The organism is Variovorax sp. LjRoot290 (genome assembly GCF_964253985.1).
Lineage (GTDB): Bacteria > Pseudomonadota > Gammaproteobacteria > Burkholderiales > Burkholderiaceae_C > Variovorax.
In genome coordinates this window covers 2,909,186-2,927,708 of record NZ_CAXURW020000001.1, presented here as the reverse complement: position 1 = coordinate 2,927,708, position 18,523 = coordinate 2,909,186, and the positions used below count along the sequence as shown (strand labels likewise).

At 67.1% G+C, this 18,523-nt stretch carries 21 protein-coding genes; 17 read left to right on the top strand and 4 right to left on the bottom strand.

Annotated elements, in window-relative coordinates:
* Positions 1-69: 69 nt before the first annotated feature.
* From ACSQ9A_RS14615 to ACSQ9A_RS14585, 7 genes are all read left to right on the top strand, one after another.
* Positions 70-354, top strand: a complete 285-nt coding sequence (locus tag ACSQ9A_RS14615) for a Dabb family protein (protein WP_436304146.1) — start codon at positions 70-72, stop codon at positions 352-354.
* A 16-nt stretch (positions 355-370) separates the two neighbouring features.
* Positions 371-1,165, top strand: coding sequence for an SDR family oxidoreductase (locus ACSQ9A_RS14610; RefSeq protein WP_436290291.1), 795 nt, complete (start codon positions 371-373; stop codon positions 1,163-1,165).
* Position 1,166: 1 nt separating this feature from the next.
* Positions 1,167-1,616 (top strand): PaaI family thioesterase, encoded by a 450-nt coding sequence (locus ACSQ9A_RS14605; RefSeq protein ID WP_093108730.1) that lies wholly within the window; start codon positions 1,167-1,169, stop codon positions 1,614-1,616.
* Between the two features lie 9 nt (positions 1,617-1,625).
* On the top strand, positions 1,626-2,642 hold the full coding sequence (locus ACSQ9A_RS14600; protein WP_436304145.1) for an NADP-dependent oxidoreductase: 1,017 nt from the start codon (positions 1,626-1,628) through the stop codon (positions 2,640-2,642).
* Positions 2,643-2,664: 22 nt separating this feature from the next.
* On the top strand, positions 2,665-4,317 hold the full coding sequence (locus ACSQ9A_RS14595; RefSeq protein WP_093108728.1) for an isovaleryl-CoA dehydrogenase: 1,653 nt from the start codon (positions 2,665-2,667) through the stop codon (positions 4,315-4,317).
* 22 nt (positions 4,318-4,339) lie between these two features.
* Positions 4,340-5,278, top strand: coding sequence for a glutathione S-transferase family protein (locus ACSQ9A_RS14590; RefSeq protein ID WP_436304144.1), 939 nt, complete (start codon positions 4,340-4,342; stop codon positions 5,276-5,278).
* Between the two features lie 88 nt (positions 5,279-5,366).
* Positions 5,367-6,272, top strand: coding sequence for an SDR family oxidoreductase (locus ACSQ9A_RS14585; RefSeq protein ID WP_436304143.1), 906 nt, complete (start codon positions 5,367-5,369; stop codon positions 6,270-6,272).
* A 10-nt stretch (positions 6,273-6,282) separates the two neighbouring features.
* On the opposite strand, the gene ACSQ9A_RS14580 is transcribed toward ACSQ9A_RS14585, so the two are convergent.
* Positions 6,283-6,666 (bottom strand): DUF427 domain-containing protein, encoded by a 384-nt coding sequence (locus ACSQ9A_RS14580; protein WP_436304142.1) that lies wholly within the window; start codon positions 6,664-6,666, stop codon positions 6,283-6,285.
* A gap of 329 nt (positions 6,667-6,995) precedes the next feature.
* On the opposite strand from ACSQ9A_RS14580, the gene ACSQ9A_RS14575 reads away from it, so the two are divergent.
* Positions 6,996-7,355, top strand: a complete 360-nt coding sequence (locus ACSQ9A_RS14575; protein ID WP_093108724.1) for a DUF1428 domain-containing protein — start codon at positions 6,996-6,998, stop codon at positions 7,353-7,355.
* Here ACSQ9A_RS14575 and ACSQ9A_RS14570 read toward each other — a convergent pair.
* Complete coding sequence (locus ACSQ9A_RS14570) at positions 7,333-8,277, bottom strand: LysR substrate-binding domain-containing protein (RefSeq protein WP_436304141.1); 945 nt, start codon at positions 8,275-8,277, stop codon at positions 7,333-7,335. The genes ACSQ9A_RS14575 and ACSQ9A_RS14570 overlap by 23 nt on opposite strands.
* A 90-nt stretch (positions 8,278-8,367) precedes the next feature.
* On the opposite strand from ACSQ9A_RS14570, the gene ACSQ9A_RS14565 reads away from it, so the two are divergent.
* A complete protein-coding gene (locus ACSQ9A_RS14565) occupies positions 8,368-9,066 on the top strand; it encodes an FMN-dependent NADH-azoreductase (RefSeq protein ID WP_436304140.1) in 699 nt (232 codons plus the stop codon).
* Positions 9,063-9,470 (top strand): RidA family protein, encoded by a 408-nt coding sequence (locus ACSQ9A_RS14560; RefSeq protein ID WP_436304139.1) that lies wholly within the window; start codon positions 9,063-9,065, stop codon positions 9,468-9,470. Before ACSQ9A_RS14565 ends, ACSQ9A_RS14560 begins: the two co-directional genes overlap by 4 nt.
* Before the next feature lie 15 nt (positions 9,471-9,485).
* Here ACSQ9A_RS14560 and sctR read toward each other — a convergent pair whose 3' ends face one another.
* Positions 9,486-10,145 (bottom strand): type III secretion system export apparatus subunit SctR, encoded by a 660-nt coding sequence (gene sctR / locus ACSQ9A_RS14555; RefSeq protein ID WP_436304138.1) that lies wholly within the window; start codon positions 10,143-10,145, stop codon positions 9,486-9,488.
* Positions 10,146-10,155: 10 nt separating this feature from the next.
* The gene (gene sctQ / locus ACSQ9A_RS14550) at positions 10,156-11,265 is read right to left on the bottom strand and encodes a type III secretion system cytoplasmic ring protein SctQ (RefSeq protein ID WP_436304137.1); all 1,110 of its coding nucleotides are present in this window, start codon (positions 11,263-11,265) and stop codon (positions 10,156-10,158) included.
* Positions 11,266-11,564: 299 nt separating this feature from the next.
* On the opposite strand from sctQ, the gene sctV reads away from it, so the two are divergent.
* From sctV to sctJ, 7 genes are all read left to right on the top strand, one after another.
* Complete coding sequence (gene sctV, locus ACSQ9A_RS14545) at positions 11,565-13,637, top strand: type III secretion system export apparatus subunit SctV (protein ID WP_436304136.1); 2,073 nt, start codon at positions 11,565-11,567, stop codon at positions 13,635-13,637.
* Between the two features lie 45 nt (positions 13,638-13,682).
* Positions 13,683-13,949, top strand: a complete 267-nt coding sequence (sctS, locus tag ACSQ9A_RS14540) for a type III secretion system export apparatus subunit SctS (protein WP_436304135.1) — start codon at positions 13,683-13,685, stop codon at positions 13,947-13,949.
* Positions 13,946-15,730: a type III secretion system outer membrane ring subunit SctC gene (gene sctC, locus ACSQ9A_RS14535; protein ID WP_436304134.1), complete on the top strand. Its 1,785-nt coding sequence runs from the start codon at positions 13,946-13,948 to the stop codon at positions 15,728-15,730. The genes sctS and sctC overlap by 4 nt, the downstream gene beginning before the upstream one ends.
* 2 nt (positions 15,731-15,732) lie before the next feature.
* A complete protein-coding gene (locus tag ACSQ9A_RS14530; RefSeq protein ID WP_436304133.1) occupies positions 15,733-16,905 on the top strand; it encodes an FHA domain-containing protein in 1,173 nt (390 codons plus the stop codon).
* A gap of 150 nt (positions 16,906-17,055) precedes the next feature.
* The gene (locus ACSQ9A_RS14525; RefSeq protein ID WP_436304132.1) at positions 17,056-17,259 is read left to right on the top strand and encodes a hypothetical protein; all 204 of its coding nucleotides are present in this window, start codon (positions 17,056-17,058) and stop codon (positions 17,257-17,259) included.
* 67 nt (positions 17,260-17,326) lie between these two features.
* Positions 17,327-17,743: a hypothetical protein gene (locus tag ACSQ9A_RS14520; protein ID WP_436304131.1), complete on the top strand. Its 417-nt coding sequence runs from the start codon at positions 17,327-17,329 to the stop codon at positions 17,741-17,743.
* The gene (gene sctJ, locus ACSQ9A_RS14515) at positions 17,740-18,516 is read left to right on the top strand and encodes a type III secretion system inner membrane ring lipoprotein SctJ (RefSeq protein ID WP_436304130.1); all 777 of its coding nucleotides are present in this window, start codon (positions 17,740-17,742) and stop codon (positions 18,514-18,516) included. Before ACSQ9A_RS14520 ends, sctJ begins: the two co-directional genes overlap by 4 nt.
* Positions 18,517-18,523 lie beyond the last annotated feature (7 nt).

Here is an 18,523-nt window from a genome sequence, read left to right as displayed (position 1 = left end):
AAGCTCACTTCGTTCGCTGCCCCCCGAGGGGGCGCTCATTGCCCTTCGGGCGGCCGGGCGGGCAATGCCATGATCAAGCACATCGTGATGTGGAAGCTCAAGGACCCGGCCAAGGCCGCGCTGTTCAAGGAGAAGCTCGACAGTTGCCGCGGCCTGGTGCCGGGCATGCGCCAGTTCGAGGTCGCGGTGCGTGCGCCGGGACTCGAAGCCAACTGCGACGTCGTGCTGTGCTCGGCCTTCGACGACAAGGCCGCGCTGCAGTCCTACCTGGAGCATCCGCAGCACGTCGAAGTGTCCGCGGTGCTGGGCACACTGCGCGAAGCCCGCAGCGTCCTCGACTACGAAACCCCCTGAACCCTCGGAGACACCCATGACCGCACGCAGCATCCAGAAACTGTTCGACCTCAGCGGCAAGACCGCGCTCGTCACCGGCGGCTCGCGCGGCCTCGGCCTGCAGATGGCCCATGCGCTCGGAGAGGCCGGCGCCAAGATCATGCTGAGTTCGCGCAAGGCCGATGACCTCGAGCAGGCCGCGGCCGAGTTGCAGGCGGCGGGCATCGACGCCCGCTGGATCGCGGCCGATTGCTCGAAGGAAGAGGACACGCGCCGCCTGGCCGACGAGACGCTGGAACGCCTGGGCGCGGTCGACATCCTGGTCAACAACGCGGGCGCGAGTTGGGGCGCGCCGGCGGAAGACCACCCGGTCGAGGCCTGGGACAAGGTGATGAACCTCAACGTCCGCGGCTACTTCATCCTCGCGCAGCAGATCGCGCGCGGCTACATGATCCCGAAGAAGACTGGCCGCATCATCAACATCGCCTCCATCGCGGGCCTGAACGGCAACCCGCCCGAGATGCAGACCCTGGCCTACAACACCTCGAAGAGCGCCGTGATCGGCTTCACCCACACGCTGGCGGCCGAATGGGGCAAGTACAACATCAACGTCAACGCCATCTGCCCCGGCTTCTTCATGACCAAGATGGCCGCGGGCCTGATCAAGTCCATCGGCGAGGAGAAGATGGCCTCGCATGCGCCGCTGGGCCGCCTCGGCGACGACGAAGACCTGAAGGGCATCACGCTGCTGTACGCGAGCGATGCCGGCAAGCACATCACCGGCCAGTGGCTGGCGATCGACGGCGGCGTGAGCGTGGTGCTCGGAGCTTGAGGTGGACGACATCAACGTCCGCTCCTACACGAGCCAGATCCCGTTTGCACGGCATCTGGGCTTCGAGCTCACGAAGTTCGAGGGCGGCGAGTCCGAGATCCGCTACACGGCGAAGCCCGAGCATCTCAACACCTTCGACGTGACCCACGGCGGCGCCTGCATGACGCTGCTTGACATCACCATGGCCGCGGCCGCGCGCAGCCAGACGCCGGAGATGGGCGTGGTCACGATCGAGATGAAAACCAGCTTCATGCAACCCTCGGTCGGCCCGCTGCATGCGCGCGGCAAGCTGATCCACCGCACCGCGACGCTGGCCTTCACCGAAGCGAAGATCTACGACGAGCAGGAGCGCGTCTGTGCCCATGCCACCGGCACCTTCAAGTACGTGAAGCGGCGCCTTCCCACCGGCCCCGGCAGCGCCAACGCGATGCGTCCGCCGTCCACAGATTAGGAGACTTTCATGCCCATCAACAGACAACAACTGCTCGACAACCGCCCCGATGGCGAAGCCGTCGCTTCCAATTTCAAGCTCGTGAGCACCGAGACGCCGCCGTTGAAAGACAACGAGGTGCTGGTGCGCCACCACTACATGAGCCTCGACCCCTACATGCGCGGCCGCATGAACGACGCCAAGAGCTACGCGCAGCCGCAGCCGCTGGGCCAGGTGATGCAGGGCGGCACGGCGGGCGAGGTGGTCGAGAGCAAGCACCCCAAGTACGCCGTCGGCGACAAGGTGGTCGGCTTCGGCGGCTGGCAGGAGTACAGCGTGGTCGATGCCTCGCAGCCCGGCGCCTTGAGGAAGGTCGACACCGCGTACGTACCGCTCTCGTACTACCTCGGCGCGGTCGGCATGCCCGGCGTCACGGCCTGGTACGGCCTGGTGAAGATCATCAACCCGAAGGCCGGCGAGACGATGGTCGTCACGGCCGCCAGCGGCGCGGTCGGCAGTGCCTTCGGCGCGCTGGCCAAGGCGCGCGGCTGCCGCGTGGTCGGCATCGCGGGCGGTGCGGACAAGTGCAAGTACGTGACCGACGAACTGGGCTTCGACGCCTGCATCGACTACCGGCAGCATCCCGACGTCAAGAGCATGAGCACAGCGCTGAAGGAGGCCTGCCCGAAGGGCATCGATGGCTACTTCGAGAACGTCGGGGGCTACATCTTCGACGCGGTGCTGCTGCGCGCCAATGCCTTCGCGCGCGTCGCGCTGTGCGGCATGATCGCCGGCTACGACGGGCAGCCGCTGCCGCTGGCCAATCCGGCGCTGTTCCTCATCAACCGGATGAAGCTCGAAGGCTTCATCGTCAGCGAGCACATGGAAGTCTGGCCCGAGGCGCTGGCCGAACTGGGCCAGCTGGTCGCCACCGGAAAGCTCAGGCCGCGCGAGTCGATCGCGCAGGGCATCGAGTCGGCGCCCGAGGCCTTCCTCGGTTTGCTCAAGGGCAAGAACTTCGGCAAGCAACTGGTGAAACTGATCTAGGCAAAGTGCAAGGAGGCCGGCGATGAACACGACGCACGAGGTCTTCAACCAGCCGGCCCCGCTGGCCGGCTACAACCTGTTCGAATCCAACCGGCCGCTGCGCGATGCGCTGAAGTTCAACGCATCGCAGCTGCAGCTCGCGCCGCTCGCGCATCTGGGCGGCGTGATCGGCTCGGTCGAGATGCAGACCCATGCGCGGCTCGCGAACACGAACCCGCCGGTGCTGCACACGCACGACCGCTTCGGCCGGCGCATCGACGAGGTGGAGTTTCATCCGAGCTATCACGCGTTGATGAAGGCGGCGGTGGGGGCCGGCCTGCACGGCACACCGTGGACAGGGGAATCCGCATCCCCGCACGTCCAGCGCGCCGCCGGCTTCATGCTCTTCACCGAGCTCGAGCCCTCGGTGCTGTGCCCGATCTCGATGAGCTACGCCGTGACGCCCGCGCTGCGCGGCAACGCGGCCATCTATGCCGACTGGGGGCCGAAGCTCGCGAGCCTCTGGTACGACCCGGTGCTCAGGTCCGCGCTCGACAAGCCCGGCGTGACCATGGGCATGGGCATGACCGAGAAGCAGGGCGGCTCGGACGTGCGCGCCAACACCACGCGGGCGGTTCGCGTCGCCGGTGATGATTGGGGCGAGCGCTACGAGATCACGGGCCACAAGTGGTTCTTCTCGGCACCGATGTGCGATGCCTTCCTGGTGCTCGCACAGGCGCCGGCCGGTCTGTCGTGCTTCTTCATGCCGCGCGTGCTGCCCGACTGGATGGGCGATGACGTGCGCAACGGCATCCGCATCCAGCGTCTGAAGGACAAGCTCGGCAACAAGGCCAACGCCAGCTCCGAGGTCGAGTTCCATGGCGCGAGCGCCTGGCTGGTCGGCGAAGAAGGCCGCGGCATTCCGCAGATCCTCGAGATGGGCACGATGACGCGGCTCGACTGCGCACTCGGCACCAGCGGCCTGATGCGCCAGGCCTTGAGCCTGGCCCTGCATCACACAGCGCAGCGCCAGGCCTTCGGCAAGCCGCTCATCGAACAGCCGCTGATGAAGAACGTGCTGGCCGACCTCGCGCTCGAAAGCGAAGCAGCGACCGCGCTGGCCATCCGCCTCGCGCGCGCCTTCGATCGCCAGCAGGACGAGCACGAGCGCCTGATGGCGCGCCTGCTGACGCCGGTGGCCAAGTTCTGGATCTGCAAGCGCGGCAGCCACTTCGCGCAGGAGGCGATGGAATGCCTCGGCGGCAACGGCTACGTGGAGGAGGGCGGCGAAGGCGTGATGGCGCGCGTCTACCGTGAGATGCCGCTCAACTCGATCTGGGAAGGCGCCGGCAACATCATGGCGCTCGACCTGCTGCGCGGGCTTCGCAAGGGCGATGCGGTCGCGGCATTGGCGCACGAACTCGCGCCGGCGCGCGGTGTCGATGCGGCGCTCGACAGCCTGGCCGATGCGCTGCCCGCGCGCATCGAGGCCATGGCCACCGAAGCCGAGGCGCGCCGGCTCGCGCAGGACGTGGCGCTCGCGGTGCAGGGCGCGCTGCTCGTGCAGACCGCGCCGCAGGCCGTGGTCGGCGCCTTTTGCGCATCGCGCCTGGGCGGCGACTGGGGCCATGCCTTCGGCACGCTCCGCGCCAGCACCGATTTCGATTCCATCATCGCGCGTGCGCGGCCCCAATGACGCGGACATCCAAAGGACCCTCATGGCAGACCTGATCCTCCACCACTACGCGACCTCGCCCTTTTCCGAGAAGCTGCGCCTGATCCTCGGCTACAAGAAGCTGGCCTGGAAGTCGGTGATCATTCCGCAGCTCCTGCCCAAGCCCGACCTGCTCGCGCTCACGGGCGGCTACCGCAAGACGCCGGTGCTGCAGATCGGCGCCGACATCTACTGCGACACCGCGCTGATCTGCGACGTGCTCGAGCACATCTCGCCGCTGCCCTCGATCTATCCCGAGCCCGGCAAGGGCCTGGAGCGCGTCGTTGCCCAATGGGGCGAGACCTCGCTCTTCTGGGCCTCGATGGCCTACAGCTTCAGCGGCAAGGGCGCGGCCGACCTGTTCGGCAAGGCGCCGCCCGAACTGGCCAAGGCCTTCGGCGAGGACCGCAAGGCCATGAGCGTGAACATGGTGCGGCACCGCCCGGGCGATGCCGCGGCGGCCTACAAGTCCTACCTGCGGCGCATGTCCGACATGCTGGACGACACCGACTACCTGCTCGGCGCCTATCCGACGGTCGCCGATTTCGCCTGCTACCACCCGCTGTGGTTCACGCGCAAGCGCACGCCCTCGATGGCCGGCATCCTGCAGTTCACGCCGGCCGTGGGCGACTGGATGGACCGCATGGCCGCGATCGGCCACGGCACGATGGAGACCTTCGATGCCGCGCAGGCCATTGCGGTCGCGGCCGCTTCGACGCCGCACACCCTCTTGTCCGACAGCACCTTCCAGGACGAGCACGGCATTCCGCTCGGGACCCGCGTCACGGTCGCGGGCGAGAGCTTCGGGCCCGAGCCCACCGAAGGCGAACTCATCGCCGCCACCCGCACCCACTACACGCTGCGCCGCACCGACGCGCGTGCCGGGACCGTGCACGTGCACTTCCCGCGCGTCGGTTATGCGTTGAGAAAAGTCGAAGGCTGACGCTCGCAACGGGCACCTTCGCGACTGCATCGTGCAGGTTTCCGTATTTCAATAGCGTCTCCCTCAAGAGACGAAAAGGACACGGGCAATGATTCAGGATTTCAAGGGCACCACCGCAGTTCTCACCGGCGCCGGTTCCGGCTTCGGCCTCGAGTGCGCGCGCATCGGCGCGGCGCGCGGCATGAGTCTCGTGCTGGTCGACGTGCAGCAGGACGCACTCGACCGCGTGCAGGCCGAGATGGAAGCCGCCGGTGCGCAGGTGCTGGCGCGCAAGGTCGACGTCGCCGATGCGCAGCAGATGGAGCAGCTCGCCAAGGATGTGCAGCAGCGCTTCGGTGCGCCGCACTTCATCTTCAACAACGCGGGCGTGGGCGCCGGCGGCCTGGTGTGGGAGAACACCGTGGCCGACTGGGAATGGGTGCTCGGCGTCGACCTCTGGGGCGTGATCCACGGCGTGCGCCTGTTCACGCCGATGATGCTGCAAGCCGCCGCCAGGGACCCTTCGTACCGCGGCCACATCGTCAACACCGCCAGCATGGCCGGCCTGCTGGCGCCGCCCAACATGGGCGTCTACAACGCGGCCAAGGCGGCCGTGGTGAGCCTCACCGAAACGCTCTACCAAGACCTGAAGCTCATCACCGACCAGATCGGCGCCAGTCTCCTGTGCCCTTACTTCGTGCCGACCGGCATCACCAGCAGCGAGCGCAACCGGCCCGATGCACTCGCTGCCGGCGAACTCACCAAGAGCCAGCTGATCGGCCAGGCGATGAGCAACAAGGCCGTCAGCAGCGGCAAGGTGACAGCGGCCGAAGTGGCGCAGATGGTGTTCGATGCCATCAGCGCCAACCAGTTCTACGTGTTCAGCCACCCGAAGGCGCTGGGCAACGTGAAGAGCCGCATGGAGAGCATCGTGTCGATCTCGAATCCGGCCGATCCCTTCCTGGAACGGCCGGAGATCGGCGCCAAGCTGCGCGAACAGCTGCGCGCGGGCTGAGACTCCCCCTTCAACCCTGCGGCGTTTCCTCGATCGCTTCGACGCGGTCGGGATAGAAGGCGAGGTGGTCCTTGATCTGCTCGACGGACGCGTAGGGCTGCTCGTAGGTCCACACGGCGTTCGCCCCTTTCTCACCGGCCGAGGGAATGCTGTAGTAGGCGCAGTCGCCCTTGAAGGGGCAGTAGGTGGCGTGTTCGGTGCGCTCGAGCAGCGACATGTCCACGTCCTTGCGCGGGATGTACTGCACGGCGGGGTAGCTCGCTTCGCGCAGCGTCAAGGCTTCGCGCGTGTCGGCGATCACGCGGCCGGCGGCCTTCACGACCACGCGCGCGGGGTTCGCGGCAATGGTGATCGGATGGTCCGGGCCGGGAATCTTCACGGGTTTTTCCTGCATGTGTCTGTCCTTGGTTGAACGGCGGCGGCCAGGGTATGAGCGATCCGATGACACTTCCGGCCTGTCAAGTGTTCCACTGCTGCTTCTGGAGGCAATCCGGGCGCAGGCCCCGTGGGACAACGATCTAAAAAGTTCCCAGTGCAGTTTTCCACAAGCTTGTCCACGGGCGCGGGGGACATGTCGGGATGCCGAGGAGACCGCGGGATGTTTTCCTACACCTTCTTCCAGGGCATCGGCACAAAGTTGCAGGGACTTGAAACTGGCGTCGAGGCCGGCTTATACTGAACCAACAGGTTCTGTGTTTCATCCCAACCCCAAGGAGATTTCGAATGTCCTATGTCGATGGATACGTCGTTCCCGTTCCCAAAGCAAATATCGAGGCCTATCGCGCGATGGCCACCAAGGCGGGAAAGATCTGGCGCGAGCATGGCGCGCTCGAATACCGCGAATGCGTGGCCGACGATGTGAAGTCCGGTGAAGTCACCTCCTTTCCGCAGGCCGTGAAACTGAAGGACGACGAGACCGTGATCTTTTCGTACATCGTGTTCGAGTCGCGCCAGCACCGCGACGAAGTCAACGCCAAGGTGATGAGCGATCCGCGCCTGGCCGACATGATGGATCCCAAGACCATGCCCTTCGACGGCAAGCGCATGTTCTGGGGCGGCTTCAGCCCGCTGGTCGAACTCTGAGTCCGGCCTGGCCGGCGATCCACTGCCACACCGCGCGGACCGCCGGTTCATGCTCGCGCCCTTCGGCGGCTGCGAGGAAATAGCTGCCGGTAGCGAGTGCGGGCCCGAAGGGCTGCAGCAACGCGCCGCTTCGCAACTCCTCGGCGCAGAGCGTGAGGCTCAGCAAGGCCACGCCATGCCCCGCCAGCGTGGCGAACAGGGCGTGCGTTTCGTCCGAGAACGAGAGGCCTGAGGCAGCGCGCGTCGTGCGCGATTTGCTCGCAGCGATACCGGCCTCCTCGAACCAGCGCGACCACACGGCCGGTGCGCGCGCCTGCGGCTGCCAGTCGCTGTGGATCAACCGGTGCTTCGGCAGATCCTGCACGCGTTTCAAACCCAGGAGCGGACTGCATACCGGCGCATAGCGCTCGGCCATCAGCTCGGCCGTCACCAGGCCCGGCCAGCCGCCGCTGCCGGAGCGGATCGCGAGGTCGGCATCGCCGCGCGCGAGATCGACCAGCAGATCGCTCGCATGCAAGCGCAGCTCGATGCCGGGGCAGGCGGCGCGAAAGGCCGCCATGCGCGGCAGCACCCACTTGGCCGCGAAAGCGGTGTTGGTCGTGAGCGTGACCGTGTCGCTCGCCGAGCGCTCGCGCAGCGCATGCACGCCGGCTTCCAGCATGTCGAAGCCTTCGCGCAGCGCATGGAACAGGCGCAGCCCGGCCGGCGTGAGCGCGAGTTGGCGCGTCAGCCTGCGAAACAGCGGCTGGCCCAGCGTGCTCTCGAGTCCGCGCACCTGGTGGCTGATGGCCGTGGGCGTGACCGAGAGTTCGGCCGCCGCGCGCTGAAAGCTCAGGTGCGCTGCGGCCGCCTCGAAGGCGCGCAGCGAGGACAGCGGCGGCAGCCGGCGGGGTCGCCTCACAGGTGAATGCAGCTCATCCATGCAGGAAGAAATCCTCGTTTGTGCAAAGGGTGGCGTAACCCTAAATTGAATACGCCAATTCATTCATTGCCACGCAGGAAAGACCCTTTCATGACCACGCTTCTGCACATCGATGCCAGTGCTCGGCCCGGCCGCTCCGGCATCGATCCCCATGGTTCCCATACCCGCAGGCTCTCTGCGCGCTTCGTGGCGCGCTGGCATGCGGCGCGGCCTTCGGACCGCATCGACTACCTCGATGTCGGCCAGGCGCCGCCCGCGCATGTCACGGGTCCCTGGATCCACGCTGCGTTCACGCCCGCCACGGCGCGCGAGCCGTGGATGCACGAAGTGCTTGCGGAGAGCGACCGTCTCGTGGACCAGCTCATCGCCGCCGACCTGATCGTGGTCGGCCTGCCGATGTACAACTTCGGCGTCCCGGCGCAGTTCAAGGCCTACATCGACAACATCGTGCGCGTGGGCCGCACCTTCGGCTTCGACCGTGCGCGCGGCGAGGTGCCTTACTGGCCCTTGCTGGCCGATGCAGGCAAGCGCCTGGTGCTGCTGGGCTCGCGCGGCGACTTCGGCTACGGCGAAGGCCAGCGCATCGCGCACCTCAACCACACAGAGGCCAGCGTGCGTTCGGTGTTCGGCTACATCGGCATCCGCGAGGTGCACGAGATCGCCGTCGAGTACGACGAGTTCGGCGGCGAGCGGCTGGCGCAGTCGCTCGGCGAGGCCGATCTCGCGGTCGATCGGCTGGTCGATAAGCTCTCGGCCTCACACCTTCAACTCATGATGGAAAACGCATGACCGCCATTCAGCTCATCAACCCGCCCGGACTCTACGACCCGGCCCCCAACGGCTATTCGCACCTCGCGATCGTCCCGCCCGGAAGCCGGCTCGTGCTCGTTGCAGGGCAGGGCGGCGAAACGGCGGAGGGCAGCTTGCCGCCCGACTACGCATCGCAGGCCCGCCAGGCCCTCGGCAACATGCGCGTGGCGCTCGCTGCGGCCGGCGCCGAGGTCACGCATGTCGCGCGCCTTCTGGTGCTCATCGTCGATCACACCGAAGAGCGGCTTCACGTGTTCGGCGCCGAACTCGACCGTGTCTGGGGCGATGCGCGGAAGCCGGCCTGCACGCTCATTCCGGTGCCGCGGCTGGCGCTCGACGGCATGCTGTTCGAGATCGAGGCGACGGCAGTGGTGCCTGCCTAGGCGGGACGTTCGGCCTCAGCGGTAAGACAGCACCAGCCCGTGCACCAACCGCGTCCAGCCGTCCAGCATCACGAACAGCAGCAGCTTGAAGGGCAGGGAGATGGTGGTCGGCGCGATCATCGACATGCCGAGCGCGAGCAGCACGGTGGCGACGATCAGGTCCACCACCACGAACACCAGGTAGATGATGAAGCCGATCTGGAAGGCCCGCGTCAGCTCGCTGAGCGTAAAGCTGGGCACCAGCACCATGAAGTCGTCGGCCCCGAGCTGCTCGGCCCTGGCCTTGGGCCAGATGTTGGAGGCCGACTTGAGGAAGAACTGCCGCTCGCGCTCGTGCGTGTGCTTCTGCAGGAATTCCTTCACGGGCACCTTGGCTGCATCGATCACCGCCATGATGTCGCCCATGCTTTCGCCCTTGACGCCGAAGCTGCGGTTGCGCAGCGCGTCGCCGATGTCCATGCCGACCGGCGCCATGATGTAGACCGACAGGATGATCGCAATGCCATTGAGCACCATGTTGGGCGGTGTCTGCTGCAGGCCGAGCGCGGTGCGCAGCAGGCCGAAGACGATGACCAGTTTGGTGTAGCTCGTCACCATCAGCGCCGCGAAGGTCGCGAGGCCGAACGCGACCATCACCGCGACGAGTGTGAGGGGCTCCGGTATTCCGCCTTGCATCGTCAGGGCCTTAGACTTCGCCGGGCGCGAACTCCGACACGCGCACGCCCAGGCGGTCGCCCACGGCAACCAGGTAGCCCTTGCCAAGCACGTTGCCGTGCGCAAGGATGCGCACCGGGCTGCGGTTCAGCGGTTGGGCCAGGTCGAAGATGTGCCCGGCGCGGATGCTCTTCAGTTCGCCGAGCGACAGCGACAGGTCGCCGACCTCGAAGCGCAGCGTCACCTCCAGCGCATCGAGCCGGTCGATCGGCAGGTTGACGTTGTCTGCGGTGTTCGCAGGATCGGCGGGCATATCTGGCTTCATGGCGCTGTTTCTCGATTGCTGAACGGTGATGCGCGAGCCTTCGGCCAGGGCGGAGAGGTGCAGCCCCGCGGGGCCTCCCAGCTCGGCGGTGACGACGATCGCGGCACCCGAAGAACTCCATTGCTCGATGCCGACGATGTCGCCGGGGCGAATGCTGCTGATCTCGCGAAGCTGTATCGGCGTGTTGCCGAGACTGAAGCTCACGGGCAGGTGCAAGGCGTCGAAGGCATCGCCGGTGCGCGCGGCATGCCGGAGTCCGGTGGCCGCAGGTACGAGCGCGTCGAGCGTGGCGGCGTCGTCGAACTGCACGAAGCCGCGCAGCATCGCGCCGCCGTCCGACGGCGTGGCGACGAAGAAGGCCGCGCGCTCCGGGTCGCAATGCAGGAGCGGCTGCTCGCGCGTTTCCCGCGCGTCGCGCGCCTCGGCCTCCGATGGCTGCCATTCGAAGTGCAGGCGCAGTGCCTTCTCGAGCGCGTCGACCACCGGATGCAGTGCATCGGCCAGCAGGATGTAGCGCAGGTCGCGCGGCAGCAGGTCGATGCGGCGTTCGCCGAGCAGCACTTGCATGCTCGGCGCATCCATCGCCAGATGCCCGACATGCGCGCCGAGCCGGAAGCTGTAGCGATCGCGCGTCGTGTGGCCGACGGCCGCATCGTGTTGCCACGCGAGCCGGTAGCTCACGCCCCTGGCCGCCACGCCGTGCTGCGGCGCTGCCGCGTAGAGACGGTTGAGCGCACGCACATTCGCTGCATCGGCGCGAGGCAGGATGCGGGCCTCGCCGAGTTCCGTCACCGCTTCAGCAGGCCCGGTCGGCATGCATGCTTTCGTTCGAACAACTGCTGCGTCTTGTCACTGTCCATGGGCCTCGAAGCAATGCGTACACCTCTCGCATCGGGACGGGCAGCTTAGCGAAACGAAGGTATCGCAGGTAGTACGCAAATGCGTAGTGCCGTGCACGCGACAGGTTCTGCATGCCTACGAGAACTCGTGGTTGCTGTGAACAGATGGCGGCGCTTAGAGTGCGCCGCAGCGTGACTTTTTTCACGTTCGCTGCCAGCTTGATGCTAAGCACATCGGCCTACTACGTCTCCAAGAAACCTTAAAGCAAGGACGCAATGGCGAGCCCCTCGCGATCTCTACAGCAGTACCGTGGCGGCGTTCGCGACCTGTTGAGCAACGCCGGCCGCTACAACGATCTGCTGCTCGCGGGCCTGCTCGTGGTGGTGGTCGCGCTGTTCGTGCTGCCGCTGCCGACGCCGCTGCTGGACCTGCTGATCGCAAGCAACCTGGCCATCAGCCTGGTGCTTTTGATCATCGCGATGTATGTGCCCTCGGCGCTGTCGCTGTCGACTTTTCCGTCGCTGCTGCTGTTCACCACGCTGTTTCGCCTCGCGCTCAACATCGCTTCCACCAAGCTGATCCTGCTGCAGGCCAATGCCGGCCACATCATCGACACCTTCGGCAAGCTGATCGTCGGCAACAACGTGGTGGTCGGCGGCGTGGTTTTCCTGATCATCGCGATCGTCCAGTTCATCGTCATCGCCAAGGGCTCGGAGCGTGTGGCCGAAGTGGCGGCACGGTTCGCGCTCGATGCGATGCCGGGCAAGCAGATGAGCATCGACGCCGACGTGCGCGCAGGCGTGCTGTCCTCCGCCAAGGCGCAGAAGCGCCGCCAGCTGCTGGAGCAGGAATGCCAGCTGCACGGCGCGATGGACGGCGCGATGAAGTTCGTCAAGGGCGATGCCATCGCCAGCATCGTGATCGCGCTGGTCAACATCCTCGCAGGCATTGCCATCGGCACGCTGATGCACGACATGACGCTGGGCGGTGCGCTGCAGCGCTACGCCATCCTGACTGTGGGCGACGGCATGGTGTCGCAGATTCCGTCGCTCCTGGTGTCGATCGCGGCCGGCATCGTGATCACGCGCGTGAGCACCGGCGACCGCCGCGACTCGCAGCTCGCGCAGCAGATCGGCGATCAGTTGATGGCCCATCCGCGCGCGCTCATCATCGCCGGCCTCGCGGTGGCGAGTTTTCTCGTCGTGCCCGGTTTTCCGAAGTGGGTGTTCGGCCTGCTGGCCGCCATCCTGCTCGGCCTGGGCTTCGCGATGCGCATGCTGCGCCAGCAGCGCAACACGCCGGGCTGGATCTCGCACGGCGACGGGGTGGCAGCCGAAGAAACCGACACCGACCACGCCATCGCCGCGCCGCTGGCTGTGCGCCTGTCGGCCGGTTTGCGCGCCGCGGTCGATCGCTATGTGCTCGACCAGCACCTGTCGGCAGTCAAGACTTCGGTCGAATCCGACCTCGGGCCGATCTTTCCGCGGCTCCAGCTGAACTATGCGGGCGGCATGGCCGACAACGAGTACCAGGTGCTGGTGCACGACGTCGCGGTGGCCAGGGGCATGCTCAAACCCGGCTGGCTGCTGCTCGATCCGGCGCAGGCCGTCGCGACGCCGCCGGGCGCGGAAGTCGCCGAACCCTTCGGCCCCTTCGCGCGGGTGGTGTGGGCGCCCAACGCGGACCCCGGCATGACGACGTGGACCGGCGCGGAAGTCGTTGCCCAGCACGTGGACCACACCGTGCGCCGCCACGTGAAGGATCTGATCGGCCTGCAGGAGGTGCAGCGCCTGCTGCATTCGGTGCAGCGCGATGCGCCCGAGCTGGCGGCCGAGGTGCTGCGCGTGGCCTCGGCCCAGCGCATCGCCGAGGTGCTGCGACGGCTGCTGCAGGAAGGCATTCCGATTCGCAACCTGCATGCCATCTTCGAGAGCCTGACGATGTGGGCCGCGAAAGAGCAGGACGGCATCGCGCTGACCGAGCTGGTGCGCATCCACCTCGGGCGCTACATCACCAGCCGCTACGTCGGCGCGAACCGCCAGCTCGAGGCGATCCTGTTCGAGTCCAGCCTGCTGGACCGCGTGCAGAACGCCATCGAGCGCTCGCCGCGCGGCAACCTGCTGCTGCTGAGCCCGGCCGTCACGCAGGACATCCGCGAACAGCTGCGCCGCATCCTCGGCTCGACGGCCGACCGCGTGGTGGCGATCGCGTCGTCCGACGTGCGGCGCTACGTCAAGAACCTGATCGAGCCGGTGGCGCCGCAGCTGGCGGTGCTGTCCTATCAGGAGATCGACGACGACGTGGCCCTGCAGCCGGTGGGCTGGATCACCAATCCCCAAGCGCATTGATGAACGACAACAACGACCTCATTTCCGAGGGAACCGAAACGAGCCATGACACCGCAGAACATTCTGGACATCACGCGCGAGGGCCTGCTGCTCGTGCTGTGGATCTCGCTGCCGGTGGTGGTGGTGTCCACGCTGTCGTCGCTCGTCGTGGCGGTGCTGCAGGCGGTGACGCAGGTGCAGGACCAGAGCATCGGCCAGTCGGTGCGCCTGATCGCGGTGATGGTGGCGATCATCGTCACGGCCGGCTGGCTGGGCCGCGACGTGATGCGCTTCGCCGAGCGTGCCTTCCTGTCGCTGACCACGCTGTCGTGACGGCCGCGATGATGATCGTCACGCGCCTTCATCTCGTCCGCCGGCGGGCCTTCATGCTGCTCGGCTGCGCGGTGCTGATGCTGCTTCTCGTGCAGCACACCATGGCTGCCGAGCTCCGCTGGCAGAACAGGCCCTTCCAGATCATCGCCAACGAGAAGCCGTTGAACGACTTCCTGCGCGAGCTGGCGTCGTCGCAGGGGATCACGGCGGTGATCGATCCCAAGGTCGGCGGCGTCATCAGCGGCAAGTTCGACGGGCCGGCGAAGAACATCCTCAACAGCGTCTGTTCGGTCAACGGGCTCACCTGGTACTTCGACGGCGCCTTCCTCTTCGTCGACCTGGCCGCCGATGCGAAGAGCGAGGTGCTGCCGATCGCGGCCGAGAACGCCGGGCGCATCGCCGAGACGCTGGTGCGCCTGCACATCTCCGACGAGCGCTACCCGCTCAGCATCAGCGAGCGCGATGCCAGCGTCTACGTGACCGGCCCGCGACGCTACGTCGAAATGGTGCGCCAGGCCGTGAAGCTCGCGGACCAGAAGAGCGCGATGGCCGAGGGCGCCGAGATCCGGCTGTTCCCGCTCAAGTACGCCTGGGCTTCCGACTTCCGGATCAACCGCTCGGGCAAGGAGACCGTGATCCCCGGCGTGGCCAACGTGCTGCGCAGCCTCTATGGCCGCACCGGCAATCAGTCCTCGGGCGGCGGCTCGGGTGGCCGGGGAACCATCGGGCCCCTCTCGGTCGGGCCGAACCGGCAGATCAAGCTGCGCAGCGGCGAGACCATCAATGCCCCGAAGATCGATATCGCGGGCGCAGGCGCTGGCCCCGGCGGTGACGCGAGCGCTCTCGGCGGCATGGCCAGCCTCGCCGGCAACGAATTGCCGCAGTTCCAGGCCGACACGCGCATGAACGCGGTGCTGGTGCGCGACATGCCCGACAAGATGGCGCAGTACGCGCGGCTGATCGAATCGATGGACACGCGCCCGCGGCTGGTCGAGATCGAGGTGACCATCATGGACATCAGCTCCGACACGCTCAGCAGCCTGGGCATCGACTGGCGCCTGCACGGCCGGCACGCCGACTTGCAGACTGGCCGCGGTGACCGCGGCCCGCTGACCTGGAGCGGCGCGAGCAGCGAGGCCGGCCAGATCGGCAGCGTCGACGCCTCGGGCAATCCGCTCACGCCGCTGGGCGGCATGTTCACCGCCGCCATCGGCAACAGCGCGCGCAACTACCTGCTGGCCCGCGTGACCGCGCTGGCCACCAACGGCAGCGCCAATTTCGTGGCGCGCCCGAAGGTGATGACGCTGGACAACACCGAAGCCGTGCTGGAGAACCTGAGCGAGTTCTACGTGCGCGTGGACGGTTTCCAGGACGCGGGCCTGTTCAGCATCACCGCCGGCACCGCCGTGCGCGTGACGCCGCTGATCATCGACGAGAAGGCCGGACGCGGCGTGATGATGTCGATCGACATCGTCGACGGCGACCTGAGTCCGCAGTCCGTCGACAGGATCCCGATCGTGCGCCGCCGCACCGTCAACACGCAGGCGCTGGTCGACGAGGGCGCGAGCCTGCTGATCGCCGGCTACTCGTCGGAAGAGAAGAGCAATGCCGTCACGGGTGTTCCGCTGCTGAAGGACATCCCGGGCGTCGGCGGTCTCTTCCGGTACACCGACAAGAAGCAGGCCAACATGGAGCGTTTCTACCTGCTGACGCCGCGCCTGGTCACGCCGGGCTCCACGGCCTCGGTGCCGATGCTGCCCTTGCCCGAGCCGGGAGGTTGAGCATGAATGGCGACATTCCGTTCGACAACGAGCAGGCCGAGTCCGTAGCCCCGCAAGGCATGCCGGCGCAGGCGGCCGGCTGGTGCCTGCGCTTCCTGAGCGGCGCGGTGAAGGGACGCACCATCGTGCTCAAGCCCGGCATCAACGTGCTGGGCTCGGGCGGCGAATGCGAGGTGATGCTGCCGGGCGGTGACGTGCTGCCGCGCCACCTGGTGTTCACCGTCGGCGAACTGGTCGTGTCGATGCAGCGCCTGGGCACCGCCTCGGCGCGCCTCAACGGCGAAGAGATGCAGCAGCCGCGCAAGAGCGTGGTGGCCGGCGACATCGTGAGCGTCGGCCAGATCGACTTTCAGCTCGACCGCAGCTATCCCGTCAACGCGCAGGAAGACCGGATGTTCGCGCCGGCCCATGGCGCATTGCCGGAAGGCGATGCCCTGGCGCGACAGGCACCTTCGGGCACGCAGCGCCTGGGCCTGTGGGTGGGCGGCGTGGTGGCGCTGCTGGCCGTGCTCGGCCTCGCCGCGATGTCGCTGGGCGGCGATCGCGGCGCCTTGATGAACGGCAGCAGCGTGAACCTGGCCGAGGTTGAAAAGGCGTTGGCGCCTTTCCCCGAGATCGAGGTGATCGCGGCGCCCGGCGGGCAGTTCGGCGTCAAGGGCTACGTGGAATCGAAACAGCGCCGCCAGACGCTGGAAGCGGCGATGGCGCGCTTCGGCAGCAAGGTCAGCGTCAACGTTCATTCGGCCGAGGACATGGTCGAACAGGCGCGCCGCTATGTCGACGATCCCGGCGTGGCAGTGACCTACACGGGGCAGGGCCGGCTGGTGCTGACCGGCACCGTCGAGGACGCCGCCGTGCGGCAGAAGATCCGCCGCCTCGGCGAAGACCTGCATCCCTCGGTGCTGGTCTCCGACAAGGTGCAGTACCGCGAGCAGCCCAAGGCCGAGACCAAGGGCGACGACATGCGCGCCCAGTGGGAGAGCTGGCAAAGCGTGCTGCCGGCCCGCATGGTGAGCATCACCGACGACGGCGATGGCCTGCGCCACATCCAGCTGTCGAACGGCAACCGCTATTACGAAGGCTCGGTGCTGCGCTCCGGCGCCGAGCTCAAGCGCATCGACGCCGACGGGCTGGTCCTGAGCGGCGGCGTGCCCAACAAGAAACCCGCGCGGTGAAGGACATGCCCAGCCATGCCGCCTTCAACCCGCGTTCCCCGATTTCGTGCGTCGACGCCCACGGCCCGCCGCATGGAATGGCTTCGTTCTCCAGGACGGAGCGCTTTCATCCGCAAGTGAAAAAACCTCAACCATGACAGGAGTTTCCCCATGAGCGCAGTCGACACCTCGATCCAGCAGATGCAGCAAGCCGCGGCCGACCAGGCCAAGCTGATGAGCGTCAGCATGGCTGCGGGCGCCACCATCTCGGGCGCAGCGGCCACGGCCCAGACGGTGAATGGCGCCAACGCCGCCGGCACCGAAGTGGCGAAGTCCACCGGCAACGACATCCGCCAGTCCGCCAAGCAGAACTGACGGGGAGGCCCGCGTGGAGCCACAGGGCTTCGCGCGGCCCCATTTTTCTTTTCGAGGAGAGCAAAACATGACCGATCCCATCGCATCGGCAGCCGTCAGCGCGCCGCCGGAAGTCGCTGCATCCGCCGCGTCCCATCCGGCGCAGCAAGGCGCGAGCCCGTCGCGCTTCGAGCCGGGCGAGACGCGCATGTTCGCCAACATGATGCAGGGCGTGCAGGCACCCGCCGGGACGAGCGCGCCGAGCGCGATCGGCGACGCGGCCAAGTCGCTGGCCGCGCAGCTGTCGGGCAACGTGCGCTCCATGGAGGACATGCGCAAGAGCATGCTCGAGTCCATTGATTTCGCGGACCCCATCAAGACCATGTTCGTGATGACCGATCACGCCATGGAGGCGAACATGATGTTTGCCCGCATGCACATTTCCACCGGGCTGGCCAGCGCCGCGACCAGCCTGTTCGGCGGCCTGCTGAAGAACCAGCAATGAGGCTGCCCCGACGCTCGCGCTGGCTCGCCGCGCTCGTGCTCTTGCTGGCACTGGCGGGCTGCAAGGTCGCGCTCTATTCCAACCTCAAGGAGCAGGAGGCCAACGAGATCGTCGCCGCCCTGTCGACCGAAGGCATCGGCGCGGCCAAGACGAAGCTCGAGGGCAGCAACTGGCAGATCGAGGTGGAGGAAGACCGCCTGAGCCAGGCGCTGGACGTGCTGCGCGTGCAGGGCCTGCCGGCCGAGCGCTATGCCAGCATGGGCGAGGTGTTCCAGAAGCAGGGCCTGGTGTCCACGCCTTCCGAGGAACGCATGCGCTACATCTATGCCATCTCGCAGGAGCTGTCGCAGACCCTGCGCAATGTCGATGGCGTGGTGGCAGCGCGCGTGCACGTGGTCATTCCGGCCAACGATCCGTTGAGCGAGAAGATCAGGCCCTCGTCCGCGGCGGTGTTCATCAAGCACCGTCCCGACGTCGACCTGCGCCTGCTCGCGCCGGCGGTGAAGGACATGGTGGCGCACAGCATCGAAGGGCTCACGCACGACCAGGTGTCGCTGTCGCTGTTCGAGACGCGCCGGATGTCGAACACAGCGCCCGCCGCCAATGCAGGCGTGTCGCCGATGGTGCTCGGCCTGTTCTCGACCCAGACTGCCATGGTGCTGCTGGCCCTGCTGCTGCTGGCCGCCATCTGCCTCATGGCGCTGCCGGCCCTGCTGCGCCGGCAGGGTCAGGACTGGCGCACCTGGGTGCGCCGCCAGGTACTGAAGCGCTGAGCGCACA